This is a genomic window from Aquimarina discodermiae (assembly GCF_040786235.1).
In the GTDB taxonomy this organism is placed as follows: Bacteria; Bacteroidota; Bacteroidia; order Flavobacteriales; family Flavobacteriaceae; genus Aquimarina.
In genome coordinates this window covers 57,374-75,027 of the sequence record NZ_JBFMKP010000012.1, presented here as the reverse complement: position 1 = coordinate 75,027, position 17,654 = coordinate 57,374, and the positions used below count along the sequence as shown (strand labels likewise).

Below are 17,654 nucleotides of genomic sequence, written 5' to 3'. Positions count from 1 at the left end.
TAATTAAAAATCAGAAATTTGGGCATACAATTTCCACACTGACTTTATTCAATATTATTTTATTTTTCTAATTATTCTCTTTCCATTGATAAGAATCATCTTCAAACATTTCTTTTCCAAAAACTGGCACATCTGCCTTAATAGCCTCTACAATATACTCTAATGCTTCGAAAACCACTTTTCTTCTGGCAGAAGAAACAAATACAAACAGACACACTTCTCCCGCATATACTTTTCCTATACTGTGATAGATATGCATACAGGTAAGATCAAACTTTTCAAAAGCTTGTTCTCTTATTTCATAGAATTTTTGGTTTGCCATTTCCTGATAAGCGGTATATTCTATTGCAGCAACTCGTTTTCCATCTATATCATCTGTACGAACCTGTCCCAAAAAAATATTATGAGCGCCTATTGTTGTTTTTATTTGATGTTTTGCAATAGATGTCCCAATAAAATCTGGAGAAATAGCACCTTCTACAAAAATATTCTTTAACTTCTTTTTTTCTGTATTATCTTTTATGATCTGTGACATTTGGTTTATTATTATATAAAGCTATTGCTCCACCGTTAATATGCGATACATTCTTAAAATCATGTTGAAGTAACATCTCTAATGCTTTCTTACTTCGAATCCCCGATTGGCAAAAAACAACAAGTTCTTTATCCTTCGGTATTGTATCAATTTTTTCTTCAAGTTCTCCCAGAGGTATATATATTGGATTTAAATTGTCGATTTTAGGTTGTTCATGCTCTTCTCGTACATCAATAAAACATGCATTTTTGATCAAAAACGCATCTTTTGCAGTAATGTCTACTCCTTTTTTGATTCCACAAAAAAGATCATAATCTGTCGTTTCAAAACTTGTTGCCATATCTAGTACTTTAATCACTTGTGACTCTACTCGCGGAACGCCAAAAGCCAAGGATTGATTGGTTAGACAATCATATGTAAATAATTTACCACTTAAAACATCTCCTAGTTCTAAAACAATCTTCAACACCTCATTTGCCTGCATACTACCTATGATACCAGGCAATACTCCCAGAACTCCGATTTCTGCACAAGAAGGAACGCTTCCCGCTGCTGGTGGTTCTGGAAATAAACATCGATAGGTAGGTCCGTTTTTATAATTAAAAACAGCTACTTGTCCTTCATACTTAAAAATAGCTCCATATACTAACGGTTTTTGAGATAGTACGCAGGCATCGTTTACCAAATAGCGCGTAGAAAAGTTATCCGTACCGTCTACTACAATATCATATTCAGAAAAAAGAACTATTGCATTTTTGGTTGTTAATTTTTCTGGATATGCTACAATATCGATATCTGGATTGAGATCTGTAAGCCTATTTTTTGCTGCTATAGCCTTATTAACTCCTACAGAGCTTTTGCCGTATAGAATTTGTCTATGTAAATTAGAGATATCTACGATATCAAAATCAACAATTCCTATTTTACCTATTCCTGCCGCAACCAGATATTGTAATATTGGGCACCCTAACCCTCCTGCTCCTATCACCAACACTTTAGCTGCAGCTATTTTTTCTTGTCCTGCTACTCCTATTTCGGGTAGAATAATTTGTCTGTGATATCTTAAATTAAAAGAATCCATTATTTATTTTTAATATACTACCCCCCTGCAAAAGGAGGTAAAAGTGCAATTTCTGCCTCATTGTTAATCAAATAATCATCTGAAACCAGTTGATGGTTTACAGCTACTTTAAAATCTTTGTATTTTAATTCGGGATATTGATTTTTTAGTTTTTCTACCAATTCTAACACAGAACATGTATTGGTATGCATACGTTCTTCTGTATGCTTTGTTGCTTCAGTCAACATCCCAAAATATTTAATGGTTAATTGCATTTTCAATTATTTTTAACTCTCCCATCGTATTAATATTAGACACGTAAAAAGACTCTTTTTCAGAAATCTTAATCGTCTTTGTTTTTAAGCTAAGAATTAATCTACGCAAACGTCTTTCATTATCAGAAAGCAATGCTGCACACTTTGCTTCGCATCGTTTTTTGTAAAGCGCAATTAGTGGTATCGTTTTTCCCTTAGCTTCAAATTGAACCACATCATAATCCTCATCCTTATATGCTAGCAATTTTTTCAAAACGTCTGTTGTAACCATAGGAACATCACAACTTAGCACTATATTATTTTCTGTTTCAGAATATCGAAGCCCTGTTAAAAGTCCTGCTACGGGCCCTGCATTTGGCACACTATCTTCTATTCGTTTTCTTGTATAGTCATCATAACAGGTATTACTACTTACTATAACAATCTCTTTTACCAAAGGTTTTACAGCATTTATAATATGATTTATAAAAGGTTTCTCTTTTAATAAAACCAATCCTTTTTCACTTCCCATTCTGCTGCTTTTACCTCCTGCCAGCACTATAGCGGTAATATCTTTTTTTATATTCATATACCTGCAGATTTAAAAGGAAGTTTGTTTTAATTCATCATCCAGAAAACTCCAACATTTTTGATTGATAGAATCAAAAGTTGCTATCATTTGTTTTCCGTAAGCTGTTATTTGTGCTCCTCCGCCTCCTTTTCCTCCTATCGAGGTCACCACAATAGGTTGTTGAGCAGTCTTATTCATACTATCCAAAAGTTTCCATGCCTTTTTATAAGACATCTCTATTTCCTCTGCAGCCTTTCGTAATGAATTTGTTTTCTGAATAGCTTTTAACAATTTAACCCTTCCTTCTCCCAAAAAAACTCCGTCATCTGATTCTATCCAGATCCTACTTTTTATACGGTAATTCATTTTATAAATCGTTAGGTTTTCAAAGATACAACGGGTGTTCTAATAAAATCATGACATTTATCATCATTTTAACAGATTTGCCAGCAATATACTGATTAAGAAGGCAGAAGAATTACTTGTACCTCATCTTGAGGTTGCACCTCAATTGTTTCTTCAGAAAGATAGATCAATGCATTTGCCAAAGCAAAAGATCGTAACATCGATGAAGCCTGCCCATCTAATAAAGTTACTTTTCCCCCTTTTACGATAGCTTTTAAAAATTCTGCTCTTTGTCCTTTCTTTTTATAATAAAAATCAGCAATAGCAACTTCTCTTTTCAGATGATATTCTGGGTTTCCAGACATCTTAAATAATGTAGGTAATGCGTATAAATAAAAACAGCTTAAGGACGATGCTGGATTGCCTGGCAATGCAAATATGGTTGCATTAGCTTTTTTAGCAAAAAAAAGTGGCTTTCCAGGTTTTTGCTTTACTTTATAAAAGATTTCATCAACATCTAGTGCCTTAAGTGCTTTTCCTACAAAGTCATAATCTCCAACAGAAATTCCACCAGAAATCAAGACCATATCATAGTGTTCAATTGTATTTTGTAAAAGATCATATGTCAAATCATAATCGTCTTCTACTTTAAAACAGGACACATCGGGATACCCAGATGCTTCAAGAGCAGTCAAAAGCATCACCGAATTACTCTCATAAATTTGCCCATGTTTTAATTTTTGACCCGGAGGCACTAACTCATTTCCTGTGGTTATTAATGCAATTGAAGGTTTTTGGAACACATCGATATGCGTAACTCCTATTGAAGCTAAGTAACCGATTCCTGCTGGTGTAAGTAATGTTTTGGCAGCAAGAGCTATATCTCCTTTTTTTACTTGCTCTCCTACGGGACGTATATTACTATCTACTTTTGCTTGTTCTTCTAAAACAAGCTTACCATCGAGCACCTTTGTTTTTTCTTGCATGATAACTGCCATAGCGGTAGAAGGTACGGGAGCTCCTGTAAAAATTCTTGTTGCAACACCTCGCTCTAGTTTAGGGTTTTTATGATCCCCAGCCTGTATTTCTCCAATAAGTTCAAAAGAATTTTCTTCTATAGACCCCAAAGCATACCCATCCATAGCCGATTGTCGAAAAGGAGGCATATCTATCATAGACATAACATCTTTTGCCAATATACAACCTTGTGCCTTGGATATAGGCAAACTGATTATCTTATCTGTATTTTGTACGTTTTTATCTATTAATCGCAATGCTTCTTCTACAGCTATCATAAATATTTAATTTCATCTATCTAATACCAACAAAACTATTAAATTAGAGTTATATAACATCTTCTTTCAACATTTTCTTATTACAATACTTATAGTAACAACACCAATAAAACCTACTGTAAACAGATCAAACACCGTTTCAAAAACCAATAAAAAAACGTACCTTGTTCTTAATAACTCTTAAAAACATTTGGGGCATGAAAAAAATCACATTACTACTACTATTGATCAGTAGTAGTATTATCGCACAAACAACTATTAAAGGAAAAGTTTTGGACGACAGTAATCAACCAATTCCCGGGGCAAATATCACCCTAAAAGGATTGTCTGGAGGAACGGTCTCTGATTTTGATGGACTATTCACTTTAACAGTTGATGAAACACCACCTCTTACGCTTATTGTAAGTGCTATTGGATTCGAAAGTTCTTCTACCGATATTTCTGATCAAAATACTGATGTCAACATCATTCTAAAAGCGGGAACAGAACTTGATGAAGTTGTTATCTCTGCATCCAGAACTCCTGAACGCATCTTCGAATCCCCTGTAAGTATAGAACGTTATGACAGCAAGGAAATCAAAAATACGGCATCTGCAGATTTTTATGGCGGATTAGAAAACTTAAAAGGAGTAGACATCAACACCAACAGTTTAACCTTTAAATCTATAAACACAAGAGGTTTTGCAGATTTTGCCAATAATCGATTTGTACAACTGGTAGATGGTATGGATAATACCGCACCTGCATTAAACTTTGTATTAGGAAACTTATTAGGAATGACAGAACTTGATGTTAACAGTATAGAACTGTTACCAGGAGCTTCTTCTGCGCTATATGGGGCCAACGCTTTTAACGGTATCCTGTTTATGACCAGTAAAAATCCTTTTGATCATCATGGGATTAGTGCTTATTTCAAAGGAGGGATCACCTCGCAAGAAGCTGCAGGAGACAATGAATTTTATGATTATGGCATACGTGTTGCTCACAAATTTTCAGACAAATTTGCTGCGAAAGCTAACTTTTCTTATCTGCGCGGAACCGATTGGTTCGCTACCAATACAACAAATGTTTTAAACCCTGCAACCGATCGATCAGATCCTAATTATGATGGTGCCAATATTTATGGTGACGAGGTAAGTACTAATATTAGAGGAGTAGGAGAACTATTGGTAGATAAAGGAATCTTACCTGCTGGTGCAGAAAACCTTTTACCGGATCAAAGCGTGAGTAGAACCGGGTATGCAGAACAAGACTTAAACACCTATCAAGCAGAAAGCATTAAGTTTGACACTTCCTTGCATTATAGACCTTTTGCAGATGACCTGGAAATCATTTATAACGGAAAAATTGGCAAAGGAACTACCATTTATCAAGGAGGAAATAGATATGCAATACGCAACTTCTTTTTACAACAACACAAATTAGAAGTTAAGAATGACAATTTTTTTGTTAGAGGATATTTAACCGACGAAGATGCAGGAGACTCTTATGACACACGTTTTACCGCAATCAATATCAATCAAAGCTGGAAAGATAATGAAACCTGGTTTGGAGAATATGCAGGCACATTTGTACAAGAAACACTTGCCGGGGTTCTACCAGAGCAAGCACATGCCACTGCCCGACAAGTAGCCGATACCGGAAGATTACTTCCAGGTACTCCAGAATTTAACCAGGCCTTTGAAAAAGTTACGGCAGATCCTAATTTAGATACAGGATCAAAATTTCAAGATGCCACCCAGCTTAGACATGTAGATGCAAATTATAATTTAACCCATATGATTGGGGATTTTGCAGATATTCAAATAGGAGGGTCTTTTAGAGAATATAAACTAAATTCATCAGGTACTATCTTTACCGATTTTGATGGCCCCATTCGATATTCTGAGTATGGTATCTATTCACAAATTGTAAAGAAATTTGCTGATGAAAGAGCAAAAGTAACGGCTTCTGTTCGTTATGATAAATCAAAACTATTTGATGGCAATTTATCCCCTAGGCTATCTGTGGGGTATACCTTGGGCGTAGAAAGAGATCACAATCTTAGAGCCTCTGTACAAACTGGTTTTAGAAATCCAACTACCCAAAATTTATATATTGGATTAGATATTGGACGTGCTATATTGGTGGGGTCTGCAAAAGACAATTTGGATAGAGATGTTAGAACATTTGATGATTTAAGTAATTCTGGCGAAGGTATCGTAGGTTCTGATGAAGTAACTATTGTAGGTAGGCAAGCCTATGAAAACTCATTTTCATTAGCTTCTGTACAAAGCGGAAATCCAGAAAATTCTAATGCAGAAATCGTAAAACCTGAAAAAATTACTGCTTTTGAAGTTGGTTATCGAGGTAAGGTTCATTCTTTTATTATTGATATCAGCGGGTACTTTAACCAATATAAAGATTTTATCTCTACAGAAAGTGTCATTGTTCCATATTATGGCCAAGTTGGAGATAATACCTTATCACTTGCTGCAATACAAAATGAGGACTTCCAAATTTACCAAACTTATACAAACACAAGTGCAACCATAAAATCCTTGGGAGCTACGGTTGGAGTAAATACAAGGTTACCAGGTAATTTTGATGTTGGCGTTAATTATACCTTTGCAGAACAAGGCTTCAACAAAGACGAAGATCCTGATTTCCTTACTAATTTCAACACTCCAAAACATAAGGTAAAAGCTTCTTTGGGTAATGAAAATTTATTTAAGAATTTTGGCTTCAACACTAGTTACAGATGGAGTGACAGTTATTTCTGGGAAGCTACTTTTGGTAACGGTGATGTACCTTCTTTCTCTGTTATTGACGCACAGATTAGCTACAAAATCCCAAAATTAAAAGCCATTTTGAAAGCAGGAGCCACCAATATAGGAGGTGATGAATACTTTACCGCATTTGGTACTGGTTTTATAGGATCACAATACTATATTGGTCTATCACTAAATAATCTATAACAACTTTTAATCATTGTAAAGAAATTAGATATGAATACTCAATATAAATGGCTACTACTCTTCTTAATTTTTGGATGTATAGCCTGCGAATCTGATGATAATACGACCGATACTTCAGAAGAAATTGCAATTACTTCTGGAAATGCTGATTTCTCTAAATATGTTGCTGTAGGAAACTCTCTAACCGCAGGGTTTACCGATGGTGCGTTATTTATTGCGGGTCAAGAAAACTCTTTACCCAATATTTTAGCAAAACAGTTTGCTTTGGCCGGAGGAGGAGAGTTTACACAACCTTTGATGAGCGATAATACTGGAGGATTTCTTTTTGGAGGAATCCCAATGAATGATGGTAGTTTTGGGCCTAGATTATATTTTTATAGTGATCCTAACCCAGATGATGATTTTGACTCTGGCCCTTATCCGTTGGGTGTTGTTCCCGATAAGTTAGAATTCTCACCAAAATTACCAGGAACTGAAGCTACTACAAATATCGGCTCTAACTTTAATAACATGGGGATTCCAGGAGCCAAAAGCTTTCATTTACTAGCAGAAGGATATGGTAATGCAGCAGGTTTAGCTGTAGAGCCTCCGCTCGCGAATCCTTATTTTGTTCGTATGGCTTCATCACCTACTGCTTCTGTAATTGGTGACGCCACGAATCAAAATCCTACTTTTTTCTCTTTATGGATTGGTAATAATGATGTACTTGGATATGCTACAACGGGGGGAGATGACACAGATCCTATAACCGATGAAGCAACATTCACACTATCTTATAATAGTATTGTTGCTTCTTTAATTTCTGAAGGAGCCAAAGGAGTAGCTTTTAATATTCCTGATGTTACCTCGATACCGCATTTTACTACAGTACCCTATGCGCCTCTGGATCCTACGAACCCAAGTTTTGGCCCACAAATCCCTACATTAAACGAAAATTTTGCAGGATTAAATCTCGTTTTTGCAGCGTTAAATGTTCCTGAGAGATCGATCACATTTGCTACTGATGCCGCAAGTCCTGTCGTTATTAAGGATGAATCACTAACAGACTTATCAGGTGATATAACAACAACACTTATCAACATTGGGGTTGATCCGGGGCAAGCTACTATCACAGGGATTTTATATGGGCAAGCACGACCTGCTAACGAAAATGATTTATTAGTATTACCAAGCTCTTCTATTATTGGAGAGGTTAATCCCGATGCAATTACCATGTTAACAGGGCTTGGACTATCACCAGAAGAAGCAGGCTTATTGTCGGTAAATGGTGTTACTTATCCATTAGAAGACAAATGGGTATTGATTCCTTCTGAACAAGAAGAAATTGCTAATGCCACTACTTCTTTTAACACTATTATAGATGCAGCTGTAAAAGAAGCCGGATTAGCTTTTGTTGATGCCAACGCTATTCTGAAAGAAGCTTCTGAAAATGGCGCTCAATTTGATGAGTTTTTATTACAGGATGACCTTGTTTTTGGAGGTGCATTTTCTTTGGACGGAATCCATCTTACAGCAAGAGGGTATGCTTTTATTGCTAACAAAGCAATCGACGAAATTAATAACACCTATGGTTCTAATATCCCTTTGGTTAAAGCTGCAGACTACTCTGTTTTTTATCCAATTGCATTTCCGTAAAAAAGCTTATTTATTATACTAAATCACCCTGCACTTTAAGTGCAGGGGTTTATTTTACCAGAGACTAAAGTCCCTAAACCTATTCTAATATAAAATTAGAATTATCATTCTTAATCATGACGATTGTGATCCAAATATTGATTCACCATCTCCTATGTAATATTACATATACTCCATAACCTGTTGCTCAAAAATGATTACCCCAGTACCCCCTCTTTTAAAAAAAGACATCCTTGTTGTAACTCACTAGAAAAAAAAACTATTAAATCTATTTACCAATGAACTCAAGCTAACTTTTGGGGGATATTCAATATGAATATGATCTACACTAACTACTCCTTTCAGGACAACTATATTTTCTGACACACAAATCTGAATCAGAAGCTCTCTACAACGATTTTTAAAAATCAATATACAGGCATAAATGTGCCGAAGTTTTATCAAAACATATTGTTTTTCTGGTTCAAAAAATCTGTTTCAATAAAAAACTGCAAGACTATTTCCTTAAATGGGTTCATACAAAACTACAACCTCTTAAGAAGTATTTTAGCACAAAAACAACTTACAACGTAGTAAAGTTACGTTTAAAGTTACACAGAACATGTCATGATTGATCATCATTACTGGCTATATTAAAAAGAATCATTGATCCAATGAATTATTTGTAAACAATTAAAAAGCAGCACAAAACCTCTAAAATACGGGGATTAGACATGTAAAAAAAAGTAGTAAAACGACCTTCAAAAAAAACTAAATAAAATGAGTTATTTTTTTCATTTTAAAAGACTATATTTGCAGCCTGAAAAAAGCTAGTATTCAGGATAATTGAGTACTTCATTTTTTTAAACATAGTTAAATACTAAACATTAAATAGTTATATAATGTCTAAAGTTACGGGTAAAGTATCTCAAATTGTAGGTCCGGTTATCGATGTAGAATTCGCAGCTGGTGCTGAATTACCAAAAATTTATGATTCGTTAGAAATTAACAAAACAGACGGTAGCAAGCTAGTGCTAGAGGTTCAGTCTCACATTGGTGAGGATACTGTACGTACCATTGCCATGGACTCTAGTGATGGATTGAGTAGAGGAATCGAAGTTGTTGCAACTGGAGCTCCAATCCAAATGCCAATAGGAGGTGATGTATATGGGCGTCTATTTAATGTTATTGGAGATGCAATTGATGGATTAGGAGACCTTCCTAAAGCAGGAGAAAAAGGACTTCCAATTCACCGTCAAGCTCCTAAGTTTGAAGATTTATCAACTTCTACAGAAGTATTATTTACAGGTATTAAAGTAATCGATCTTATTGAGCCTTATGCAAAAGGAGGTAAAATTGGATTATTTGGTGGTGCCGGTGTAGGTAAAACAGTACTTATTCAGGAGTTAATTAACAATATTGCAAAAGGACATGGTGGTCTTTCTGTATTTGCCGGTGTAGGAGAGAGAACACGTGAAGGTAATGACCTTTTACGTGAAATGCTTGAATCAGGAATTATTAAATATGGAGATGACTTCATGCACTCTATGGAAGAAGGAGGATGGGATCTTTCTAAAGTAGACAAAAATGTAATGAAAGAATCTAAAGCTACGTTCGTATTTGGACAGATGAATGAGCCACCAGGTGCTCGTGCTCGTGTAGCATTATCAGGTCTTACAATTGCAGAATATTTCCGTGACGGAGCTGGAGATGGACAAGGAAAAGATGTACTTTTCTTCGTAGATAACATCTTCCGTTTTACACAAGCAGGATCTGAGGTATCTGCACTTCTTGGACGTATGCCATCTGCAGTAGGATACCAACCAACACTTGCAACAGAGATGGGTGTGATGCAGGAACGTATTACATCGACTAAAAAAGGATCTATTACTTCTGTACAGGCAGTATATGTACCTGCAGATGATTTAACAGATCCAGCACCAGCAACAACGTTTGCCCACTTGGATGCAACAACAGTATTATCTCGTAAAATTGCAGAGCTTGGTATCTATCCAGCGGTAGACCCATTAGATTCTACTTCTAGAATTCTTACAGCTGATATCTTAGGAGATGAGCACTATAACTGTGCACAACGAGTAAAAGAGTTATTACAGCGTTATAAAGAATTACAAGATATTATTGCTATTCTTGGTATGGAAGAATTATCTGAAGAAGATAAACTAGCGGTAGGACGTGCACGTCGTGTACAACGTTTCTTATCTCAGCCATTCCATGTAGCAGAACAGTTTACAGGTATCCCAGGTTGTTTAGTAGATATCAAAGATACTATCAAAGGATTTAACATGATTATGGATGGTGAATTAGACCACCTACCAGAAGCAGCATTTAACCTTAAAGGTACTATCGAAGAATCTATCGAAGCTGGAGAGAAAATGTTAGCCGAAGCATAGTCATAATTCGGAATACAGAATGCAGAATTCTTAATTCTTAATTCAAAATTGAAAAAACATGTATTTAGAAATAGTAACTCCAGAAGCTGTCTTGTTTAGCGGTGAAGTAACTTCGGTTGCTGTACCAGGTGCAGACGGAGAGTTTCAGATGTTAGACAATCACGCTCCTATTCTTTCTTCTCTTGTAAAAGGAAGTATCAAAGTATATGGCGATATCAACCCAGAAGAAGAAGTTGCTAACAAGTTCTCTAAAGGAGATAATGGTGCTACACTTGTCTCTATCGACTCTGGAGTGATTGAAATGAAAGACAATAAAATAATTATTCTAGCAGACTAGACTTATTATTTTACAAATTTTATACAAAAACACCTTCTATTTTGAAGGTGTTTTTTTCTTTTAAGCCCAATCCCAGCACACAACTTGCCACGTCGCTCCACTTGCTTCATAAGTAGTTAATTTTTCAAACCCCACAGCATAATGCGCCTGTAAAGAACGTAAATTATCAGCATCTACTTCTGTAATCAAAAGATCGTACTTACCTTTTAGTTGTTCTTTCATTTTTTGATATAACCCTCTAAAAACTCCTTGTCGCCTATACTCTTTATCAACACAAATTTGTCCCATGGTTATATACGATGTTGACACATCTATAACATTATCGACTTGTACAAACATTGGCTCTAAAACAGGGATATCGTTTTTAAAATCTTTTGTCATACATAGTGCATATCCTATTACCTTATCTTCATTTTTAGCAATAATATGCTGCTGTACACTATTCATTTTTGCCAAAATAGTAAGATCATGTTTTACAGTAAGAAAACCTTCTTTTTGTTTTTCTGATTCAGAAATTGAAACAGGTAAGTTACTTTGCTGAAGGTGGAGAATTTGCTTCAATTCATTATAAGTTAAAGAGACCGTATATGTAATATTTCTCATTATATAAATATACGGCCATTCTTTACTCTTATTATCATAAGTTCCTTAATTTTTTAATACGGATGAGGTATCGAGGAAAGTTTAATGATATTACCAATTGTTGAAGAAATCATTTTAAGATCGTTTTTTTTGAATAATGAGAAATCTCTTGCCGATAATTTAGTAGACACATCTTTCTTTACAATTCCAACATCAATGATTTTAGTATTCTCGCCCTCTAAGACAAGAGCTTGCGGGCATGTTTCTATGGCATTAATATCATATACTTTACCATCAAATAGAGGTGTTATAGCCCCTACATTGGTATGACCCACTATAATTCTTGAGGCATTGTATGTTTTTAGAACCTGATCAACTTCTTTGTTCGTAGCCTTTTTTATTTCATCGTTTGGCCTAATATATCCCCTATACTGTGTTATACCTGTTTTTCCCAATATAATTTCTTTCAAATCATCTTCAACACTTTTCTCATCCCAATAGTCCCACATGGCTTGATTTATCTGTTGAACAGTATATTTTTTTTCAGCAGTTTGAGGGCTTACCCCTCCATGAGCAATCAATGTATTTCCAATTTTTAAGATAACCGGCCTGGTTCTTAGCCATTTTCCAATATATGTCTGTTTTGAATACGCTTTTTCAAAAGGCATCATTTGCTGAATCGCATAAAGATTTTTAGGATTTACTCTACTGAAATTCCCTTTTAAAATATATTGTTCGTGATTTCCTATAAGATAATGCACCATACCCCCTACTTTTTTTGCCTGTTCCGAGAGTTGCACAATTGCCCAGAGCACCTTATCAACTTCAGTACCTCTATCTACCATATCACCAACAATCACCAAATGGTTATCTTCAAAATCCCAATTACCCATAGAGTCGATTACTTTTAAGTTTTTGAGTACTGTGATCATATATTGATAATCTCCATGAACATCACTGAAAAATCCAATTTTATTAGGTGAAGTTGCAATCTCGGTTAGAGGTATGTCAATTTTGGGCAGGATAAAATCTTGGGTGCTATACTTAGTATTTATAGAAAAGTTTTCAATATCTGAGCCATAGTTTTTCTGATGTGTTATCCCCTCACTAAACCAATCTATAGAGATTGTTTTGTCTTTTTGATACGTAACAATTGGGCCTTCTACGAAATCTTTTTCGAATATTGGCTTATCTGCTATTCCTGCAAGATATACGTTTATATCAACAAATTTATCTTTGACAGGGACTTGTAATCTTTGATAAATCCCATTTTCGGTTAATATAACCGTACTTTGATTTAATTTATACGTTATGAAAATTATAACTATTAAACATAAAGTCAGTAAAGGATAAAGAAGAAATAACTTCCATTTTTTTATTTTTTTCATTTTTAAAATTGATTAAAATTGGACAATAGTATATTAGTACAATGATTTTTTAAGTCATTGTATGCTAAAGGTTTTCTAAAAAAGGACTAGAAGAAGTTCTGCAAGAATAGAAATCTTCTTAGGGGTTGAAAAAATTTATTCTTTGATATATTCTAAGATATCTGATGGTTGACAATTTAAGGCTTCACAAATAGATTCTAATGTAGAAAAACGAATCGCCTTTGCTTTACCTGATTTTAGAATCGAAAGATTGGCCGTAGTAATTCCTATTTTTTCAGCCAAATCCTTGCTTTTCATTTTTCGCTTGGCAAGCATTATATCAAGATTTACAATTATTGGCATGATTAAATAGTTAATTCTGTTTCTTCTTGTAATTGAACCCCTTGTTTAAAAATGGTAATGATAAACATCGAGAAAACTCCTAGGATTATATGCAAAAACGCTATTGAAAGATCATTAAAATCAATCTTATATAAAATAATACTCTGAAGGACACCATAAACAAAAGGGAAAAATAAATTTATGATCGCAAAATATGTCAAATACTTTATGGCCAACTCGGTAAACAACACCTCTTCTCTAAAAGTTCTAAATACCATTGATAAAATATAGAAAAACAATATATAAAAAATAAAGAAAACTATGATCGAGCCAATTGTGCTCGAATCATAGCCCCCTTTAATAGCCGAATCAGTTAACGGAATTCCAATTTGAAATTGACCATTAGAAACACCTATGAAATTGTCACTTACAAAAGCATAGCTAATAAATAACAAAAAGATGCTGTATCCAATTGTGGTCAATCGAGTTATGTAAAACAATAATTGAGACAATGATTTTTTGCCGAAAATTTTTAGTTTCATGATTGTATATTTATTTCCTTTTTAGATTGATTTTTTTGGTTTTTGAAAACACCTTGCTCAAGTAGACCAAAAGAACATAATGGCATATGAGAATTGGCTTTTCTAAAATTATGACTAGCTGCATCTTAAAAAAATCATCGTTAAACGATGACAAATTTATAAAAATTATTGAAAAACAATAATTTATTATCAAAAAAAAATAATCTTATTATTTTAGTTTTTGAAATCTAATGGTCTTTGTACCTTTGGCCCGTGTTACCTAAAAAGCTTATAAAACAACTAAATGATCGTAAAGCCAATAATGCTTTGCGAAAATTTGGCACACAAGAATACCTAATAGATTTTTCGTCTAACGATTACCTAGGGTTTGCCTCTTCAAAAACAATATTTGACAACGCTCATAAATTCATGATACAGAAAAAAATGTATCAGAATGGTGCAACTGGATCTCGTTTGCTATCAGGAAATCATAAATTATATATCGAGACAGAAGAATTATTGAGAAAATTTCATAATGCTGAAGCTGCCTTGATTTTTAATTCCGGATACGATGCTAATATTGGTTTTTTTGCTGCTGTACCTCAACGCGGAGATGTTATTCTTTATGACGAATTAATTCATGCTTCTATTAGAGATGGCATACAAATGAGCAATGCCAAATCCTATAAATTTAAACACAACAGTTTACACGATTTACAAAAAAGATATCAGCAAGTAATTTCTAATATAGAAAACCCAACTCAATCCCCCCATGTATATGTGGTTACAGAATCTGTCTTTTCTATGGATGGCGATACTCCTGATCTACATAGTTTTGTAACTTTTTGTAAAAAACACCAATGTCATTTTATAGTTGATGAAGCCCACGCTGTTGGTATATTTGGAAACCAGGGAGTAGGATTACTACAACAATTGGGTATCGAAAATCAGGTTTTTGCCAGAATCATCACCTTTGGCAAAGCAATGGGATGTCACGGGGCTGTAGTTTTAGGGTCAACCACCCTAAAAACTTATCTAACAAACTATGCAAGAAGTCTTATTTATACCACCGGATTACCACCACATTCATTAGCTACCATTATCACAGCTTATGAAGAACTTAAAGCCACTCCTAATATCATACGTCTACATAATAACATTCGGTTGTTTAATCAAAAACTAAAAGAGCACCATCTTGAGCACTTATTTATAAAAAGTAGTTCTGCTATACATTGCTGCATTGTACCTGGCAATGAAAACATCAAAAGTATAGCGTACAAGATTCAGCAAAAAAACTTTGACATCAAGCCTATATTGCATCCAACAGTCCCCAAAGGACAAGAACGTTTACGTTTTTGCATACATTCTTACAATTCTATAGTAGAAATCTCTGAAGTTATAGAACTACTTGCTACTTTTGTAGACAAACAGAAGGGAGAACACATTACACACTTTCTATGATGACAAAAAAAATATTCGTTACTGGTATTAGTACCGATGTAGGAAAAACAATAGCTTCGGCTATTGTTGTAGAAGCTTTACGCGCAGATTACTTTAAACCCATACAAGCAGGAGACCTGGAGTATTCTGACACACATAAAGTAAAAGAGTTGGTCTCTAACCCTATATCCGAATTTTACCCCAATAGCTTTGCACTACAAACTCCTATGAGTCCACATGCTGCAGCTCAAATAGACGGGGTCTCCATCCATACCGATGCTATTAAGTTTCCTGTTACCGATAATCATTTGGTGGTAGAAGGTGCTGGAGGGCTATTAGTCCCTATTAATAATGAAGATACCATTCTAGATTTAATACAACCTGGATATCACGTTATCGTAGTTTCTAGACATTACTTAGGCAGTATTAATCACACGCTAATGACCCTATGGATTTTACAAGAGCAAGGACATACGGTTTCTGTTATTTTTAACGGAGAGGAGAACAAATCTACCGAAGCTATTATAAAAGAAATGACAGGGGTTAATGTGATTGGACGAATTAACAACGAGCCCTATTTTGACAATAATGTTATTCAGGAATATGCAGCAATGTTTAGAGATAAATTAGAAGCTTTATAGTTTTCAGTACATTTTCTATTCGTTATAAAAACAAAGAAACAACACTTCACTCATAATTTAAACATCTTTTCGCATCTGCGAAAAATACCTTCTTTCGTATGACATTAAAAAATAGAGATAAAAAACATATTTGGCATCCTCTAACTCAACATAAAATTCATCCTGAAGCCTTACCCATTGTAAAAGCAAAAGGCACTTTGCTGTATGACGAAGAGGGTAACACCTATATCGACGGAATAGCCTCATGGTACACTGCAATGTATGGGCATTGCAACGATTTTATCCTAAAAAGAGTGCAACAGCAAATGCAACAACTTGATCAAATTGTATTTGCAGGATTTACACACGAACCTGCCATTAAGTTATCTGAAGAATTAATCAGAATACTACCTGATAATCAGGAAAAAATATTTTTCTCTGACAATGGCTCTACTGCAAATGAAGTTGGAATTAAAATGGCATTACAATATCATTTTAACAAGGGAGAAAAAAGAAATACCATCGTCGCTTTTGAAGACGGATTTCATGGAGATACTTTTGGCGCTATGTCTGCCTCTGGTCTATCTGTGTACAACGGACCTTTTAAAGATTTTTTCATAGATGTACAACGTATTCCTACTCCCAATTCTCAAAATATTGATCGTGTCATAGAACTATTACAAACTATTCTTGACAATCATAAAGTTGCCGCTTTTATATACGAACCTCTCGTACAAGGTGCTAATGCAATGCATATGTTTGAGGCAGAATATCTCAATCAAGTTCTAAAGATTTGTAAAAAAAATCAAGTTATTACCATTGCAGATGAAGTGATGACTGGCTTTGGAAAAACAGGAAAAACTTTTGCTTCTGAATACGTAAAAACAAAGCCCGATATTATCTCGATGTCCAAATCGCTTACAGCAGGCTTTGTACCTATGGCAGTAACCAGTTGTACTCAAGAAATTTATGATGCATTTCTAGATGATTCTGTTGGGAAAGCTTTTTTTCATGCACACACCTATTCTGCTAATCCAATAGCATGTTCGGTTGCATTGGCAGCAATAGAGCTTTTAGAAAGTGAGACTATGCAAAATAATATAAAGCGTATTATAGCATCGCACAAAAACTTTGATCATAAAATCAAAAACCACCCAAAAGTAAGTACTACAAGACAAACCGGAGTAATTTATGCCTTAGACCTAAACATTGACATGAACCGCTACGGAAAAAAACGTTATGCCATTTTTGATCATTTTATGAAGCAAGGGATCTTTTTACGACCTCTAGGAAACACCATTTATATCTTAGCCCCTTTTGTAATTTCAGAACAAGAGCTTAACAAAGTTTATGATGCTATTATAGATTTATTGGAATCGATTTAGAAACGTATAATTAAAATT

At 34.6% G+C, this 17,654-nt stretch carries 18 protein-coding genes; 7 read left to right on the top strand and 11 right to left on the bottom strand.

The features are described 5' to 3' along the window. Window positions 1–67 precede the first annotated feature (67 nt). The 6 genes from ABW636_RS09350 to ABW636_RS09325 form a co-directional block, all read right to left on the bottom strand. Complete coding sequence (locus tag ABW636_RS09350; RefSeq protein ID WP_367589709.1) at window positions 68–535, bottom strand: molybdenum cofactor biosynthesis protein MoaE; 468 nt, start codon at window positions 533–535, stop codon at window positions 68–70. Then, window positions 513–1,616 carry a molybdopterin-synthase adenylyltransferase MoeB gene (gene moeB / locus ABW636_RS09345; RefSeq protein ID WP_367589708.1) on the bottom strand — a complete coding sequence of 368 codons (1,104 nt, stop codon included), beginning with the start codon at window positions 1,614–1,616 and terminating at the stop codon, window positions 513–515. The genes ABW636_RS09350 and moeB overlap by 23 nt, the downstream gene beginning before the upstream one ends. 17 nt (window positions 1,617–1,633) lie before the next feature. Further along, the gene (locus ABW636_RS09340; protein WP_367589707.1) at window positions 1,634–1,870 is read right to left on the bottom strand and encodes a MoaD/ThiS family protein; all 237 of its coding nucleotides are present in this window, start codon (window positions 1,868–1,870) and stop codon (window positions 1,634–1,636) included. Next, on the bottom strand, window positions 1,854–2,438 hold the full coding sequence (locus ABW636_RS09335) for a molybdenum cofactor guanylyltransferase (protein ID WP_367589706.1): 585 nt from the start codon (window positions 2,436–2,438) through the stop codon (window positions 1,854–1,856). Before ABW636_RS09335 ends, ABW636_RS09340 begins: the two co-directional genes overlap by 17 nt. Before the next feature lie 12 nt (window positions 2,439–2,450). Further along, window positions 2,451–2,786, bottom strand: a complete 336-nt coding sequence (locus tag ABW636_RS09330; protein WP_367589705.1) for a winged helix-turn-helix domain-containing protein — start codon at window positions 2,784–2,786, stop codon at window positions 2,451–2,453. A gap of 95 nt (window positions 2,787–2,881) precedes the next feature. Next, on the bottom strand, window positions 2,882–4,060 hold the full coding sequence (locus ABW636_RS09325; protein WP_367589704.1) for a molybdopterin molybdotransferase MoeA: 1,179 nt from the start codon (window positions 4,058–4,060) through the stop codon (window positions 2,882–2,884). A 197-nt stretch (window positions 4,061–4,257) separates the two neighbouring features. Between ABW636_RS09325 and ABW636_RS09320 the strand changes: the two genes are divergently transcribed. Both ABW636_RS09320 and ABW636_RS09315 read left to right on the top strand, forming a co-directional pair. Beyond that, window positions 4,258–7,017 (top strand): TonB-dependent receptor, encoded by a 2,760-nt coding sequence (locus ABW636_RS09320; RefSeq protein ID WP_367589703.1) that lies wholly within the window; start codon window positions 4,258–4,260, stop codon window positions 7,015–7,017. A 30-nt stretch (window positions 7,018–7,047) separates the two neighbouring features. Next, window positions 7,048–8,652: an SGNH/GDSL hydrolase family protein gene (locus ABW636_RS09315; RefSeq protein WP_367589702.1), complete on the top strand. Its 1,605-nt coding sequence runs from the start codon at window positions 7,048–7,050 to the stop codon at window positions 8,650–8,652. 246 nt (window positions 8,653–8,898) lie between these two features. On the opposite strand, the gene ABW636_RS09310 is transcribed toward ABW636_RS09315, so the two are convergent. Further along, on the bottom strand, window positions 8,899–9,063 hold the full coding sequence (locus tag ABW636_RS09310) for a transposase (RefSeq protein WP_367589765.1): 165 nt from the start codon (window positions 9,061–9,063) through the stop codon (window positions 8,899–8,901). Window positions 9,064–9,533: 470 nt separating this feature from the next. Between ABW636_RS09310 and atpD the strand changes: the two genes are divergently transcribed. Together atpD and ABW636_RS09300 are read left to right on the top strand one after the other, a co-directional pair. Then, window positions 9,534–11,042 carry a F0F1 ATP synthase subunit beta gene (atpD, locus tag ABW636_RS09305; RefSeq protein WP_367589701.1) on the top strand — a complete coding sequence of 503 codons (1,509 nt, stop codon included), beginning with the start codon at window positions 9,534–9,536 and terminating at the stop codon, window positions 11,040–11,042. A 58-nt stretch (window positions 11,043–11,100) separates the two neighbouring features. Beyond that, entirely contained in the window at window positions 11,101–11,379 is a 279-nt protein-coding gene (locus ABW636_RS09300) for a F0F1 ATP synthase subunit delta/epsilon (RefSeq protein ID WP_367589700.1), read from the top strand. Between the two features lie 60 nt (window positions 11,380–11,439). Here the strand turns inward: ABW636_RS09300 and ABW636_RS09295 are convergent, their stop codons facing one another. The 4 genes from ABW636_RS09295 to ABW636_RS09280 all read right to left on the bottom strand — a co-directional run bounded on the left by ABW636_RS09295 (window position 11,440) and on the right by ABW636_RS09280 (window position 14,212). Next, a complete protein-coding gene (locus tag ABW636_RS09295) occupies window positions 11,440–11,940 on the bottom strand; it encodes a GNAT family N-acetyltransferase (RefSeq protein ID WP_367589699.1) in 501 nt (166 codons plus the stop codon). Between the two features lie 95 nt (window positions 11,941–12,035). After that, window positions 12,036–13,349, bottom strand: a complete 1,314-nt coding sequence (locus tag ABW636_RS09290) for a metallophosphoesterase (RefSeq protein ID WP_367589698.1) — start codon at window positions 13,347–13,349, stop codon at window positions 12,036–12,038. A 135-nt stretch (window positions 13,350–13,484) separates the two neighbouring features. Then, on the bottom strand, window positions 13,485–13,691 hold the full coding sequence (locus ABW636_RS09285) for a helix-turn-helix domain-containing protein (RefSeq protein ID WP_367589697.1): 207 nt from the start codon (window positions 13,689–13,691) through the stop codon (window positions 13,485–13,487). 2 nt (window positions 13,692–13,693) lie between these two features. After that, a complete protein-coding gene (locus ABW636_RS09280) occupies window positions 13,694–14,212 on the bottom strand; it encodes a DUF2975 domain-containing protein (protein ID WP_367589696.1) in 519 nt (172 codons plus the stop codon). Between the two features lie 252 nt (window positions 14,213–14,464). On the opposite strand from ABW636_RS09280, the gene ABW636_RS09275 reads away from it, so the two are divergent. From ABW636_RS09275 to bioA, 3 genes are all read left to right on the top strand, one after another. Next, window positions 14,465–15,652, top strand: coding sequence for an aminotransferase class I/II-fold pyridoxal phosphate-dependent enzyme (locus ABW636_RS09275; RefSeq protein WP_367589695.1), 1,188 nt, complete (start codon window positions 14,465–14,467; stop codon window positions 15,650–15,652). Next, on the top strand, window positions 15,649–16,272 hold the full coding sequence (gene bioD / locus ABW636_RS09270) for a dethiobiotin synthase (protein WP_367589694.1): 624 nt from the start codon (window positions 15,649–15,651) through the stop codon (window positions 16,270–16,272). The genes ABW636_RS09275 and bioD overlap by 4 nt, the downstream gene beginning before the upstream one ends. A 98-nt stretch (window positions 16,273–16,370) precedes the next feature. After that, window positions 16,371–17,636, top strand: a complete 1,266-nt coding sequence (gene bioA, locus ABW636_RS09265) for an adenosylmethionine--8-amino-7-oxononanoate transaminase (RefSeq protein ID WP_367589693.1) — start codon at window positions 16,371–16,373, stop codon at window positions 17,634–17,636. Window positions 17,637–17,654 lie beyond the last annotated feature (18 nt).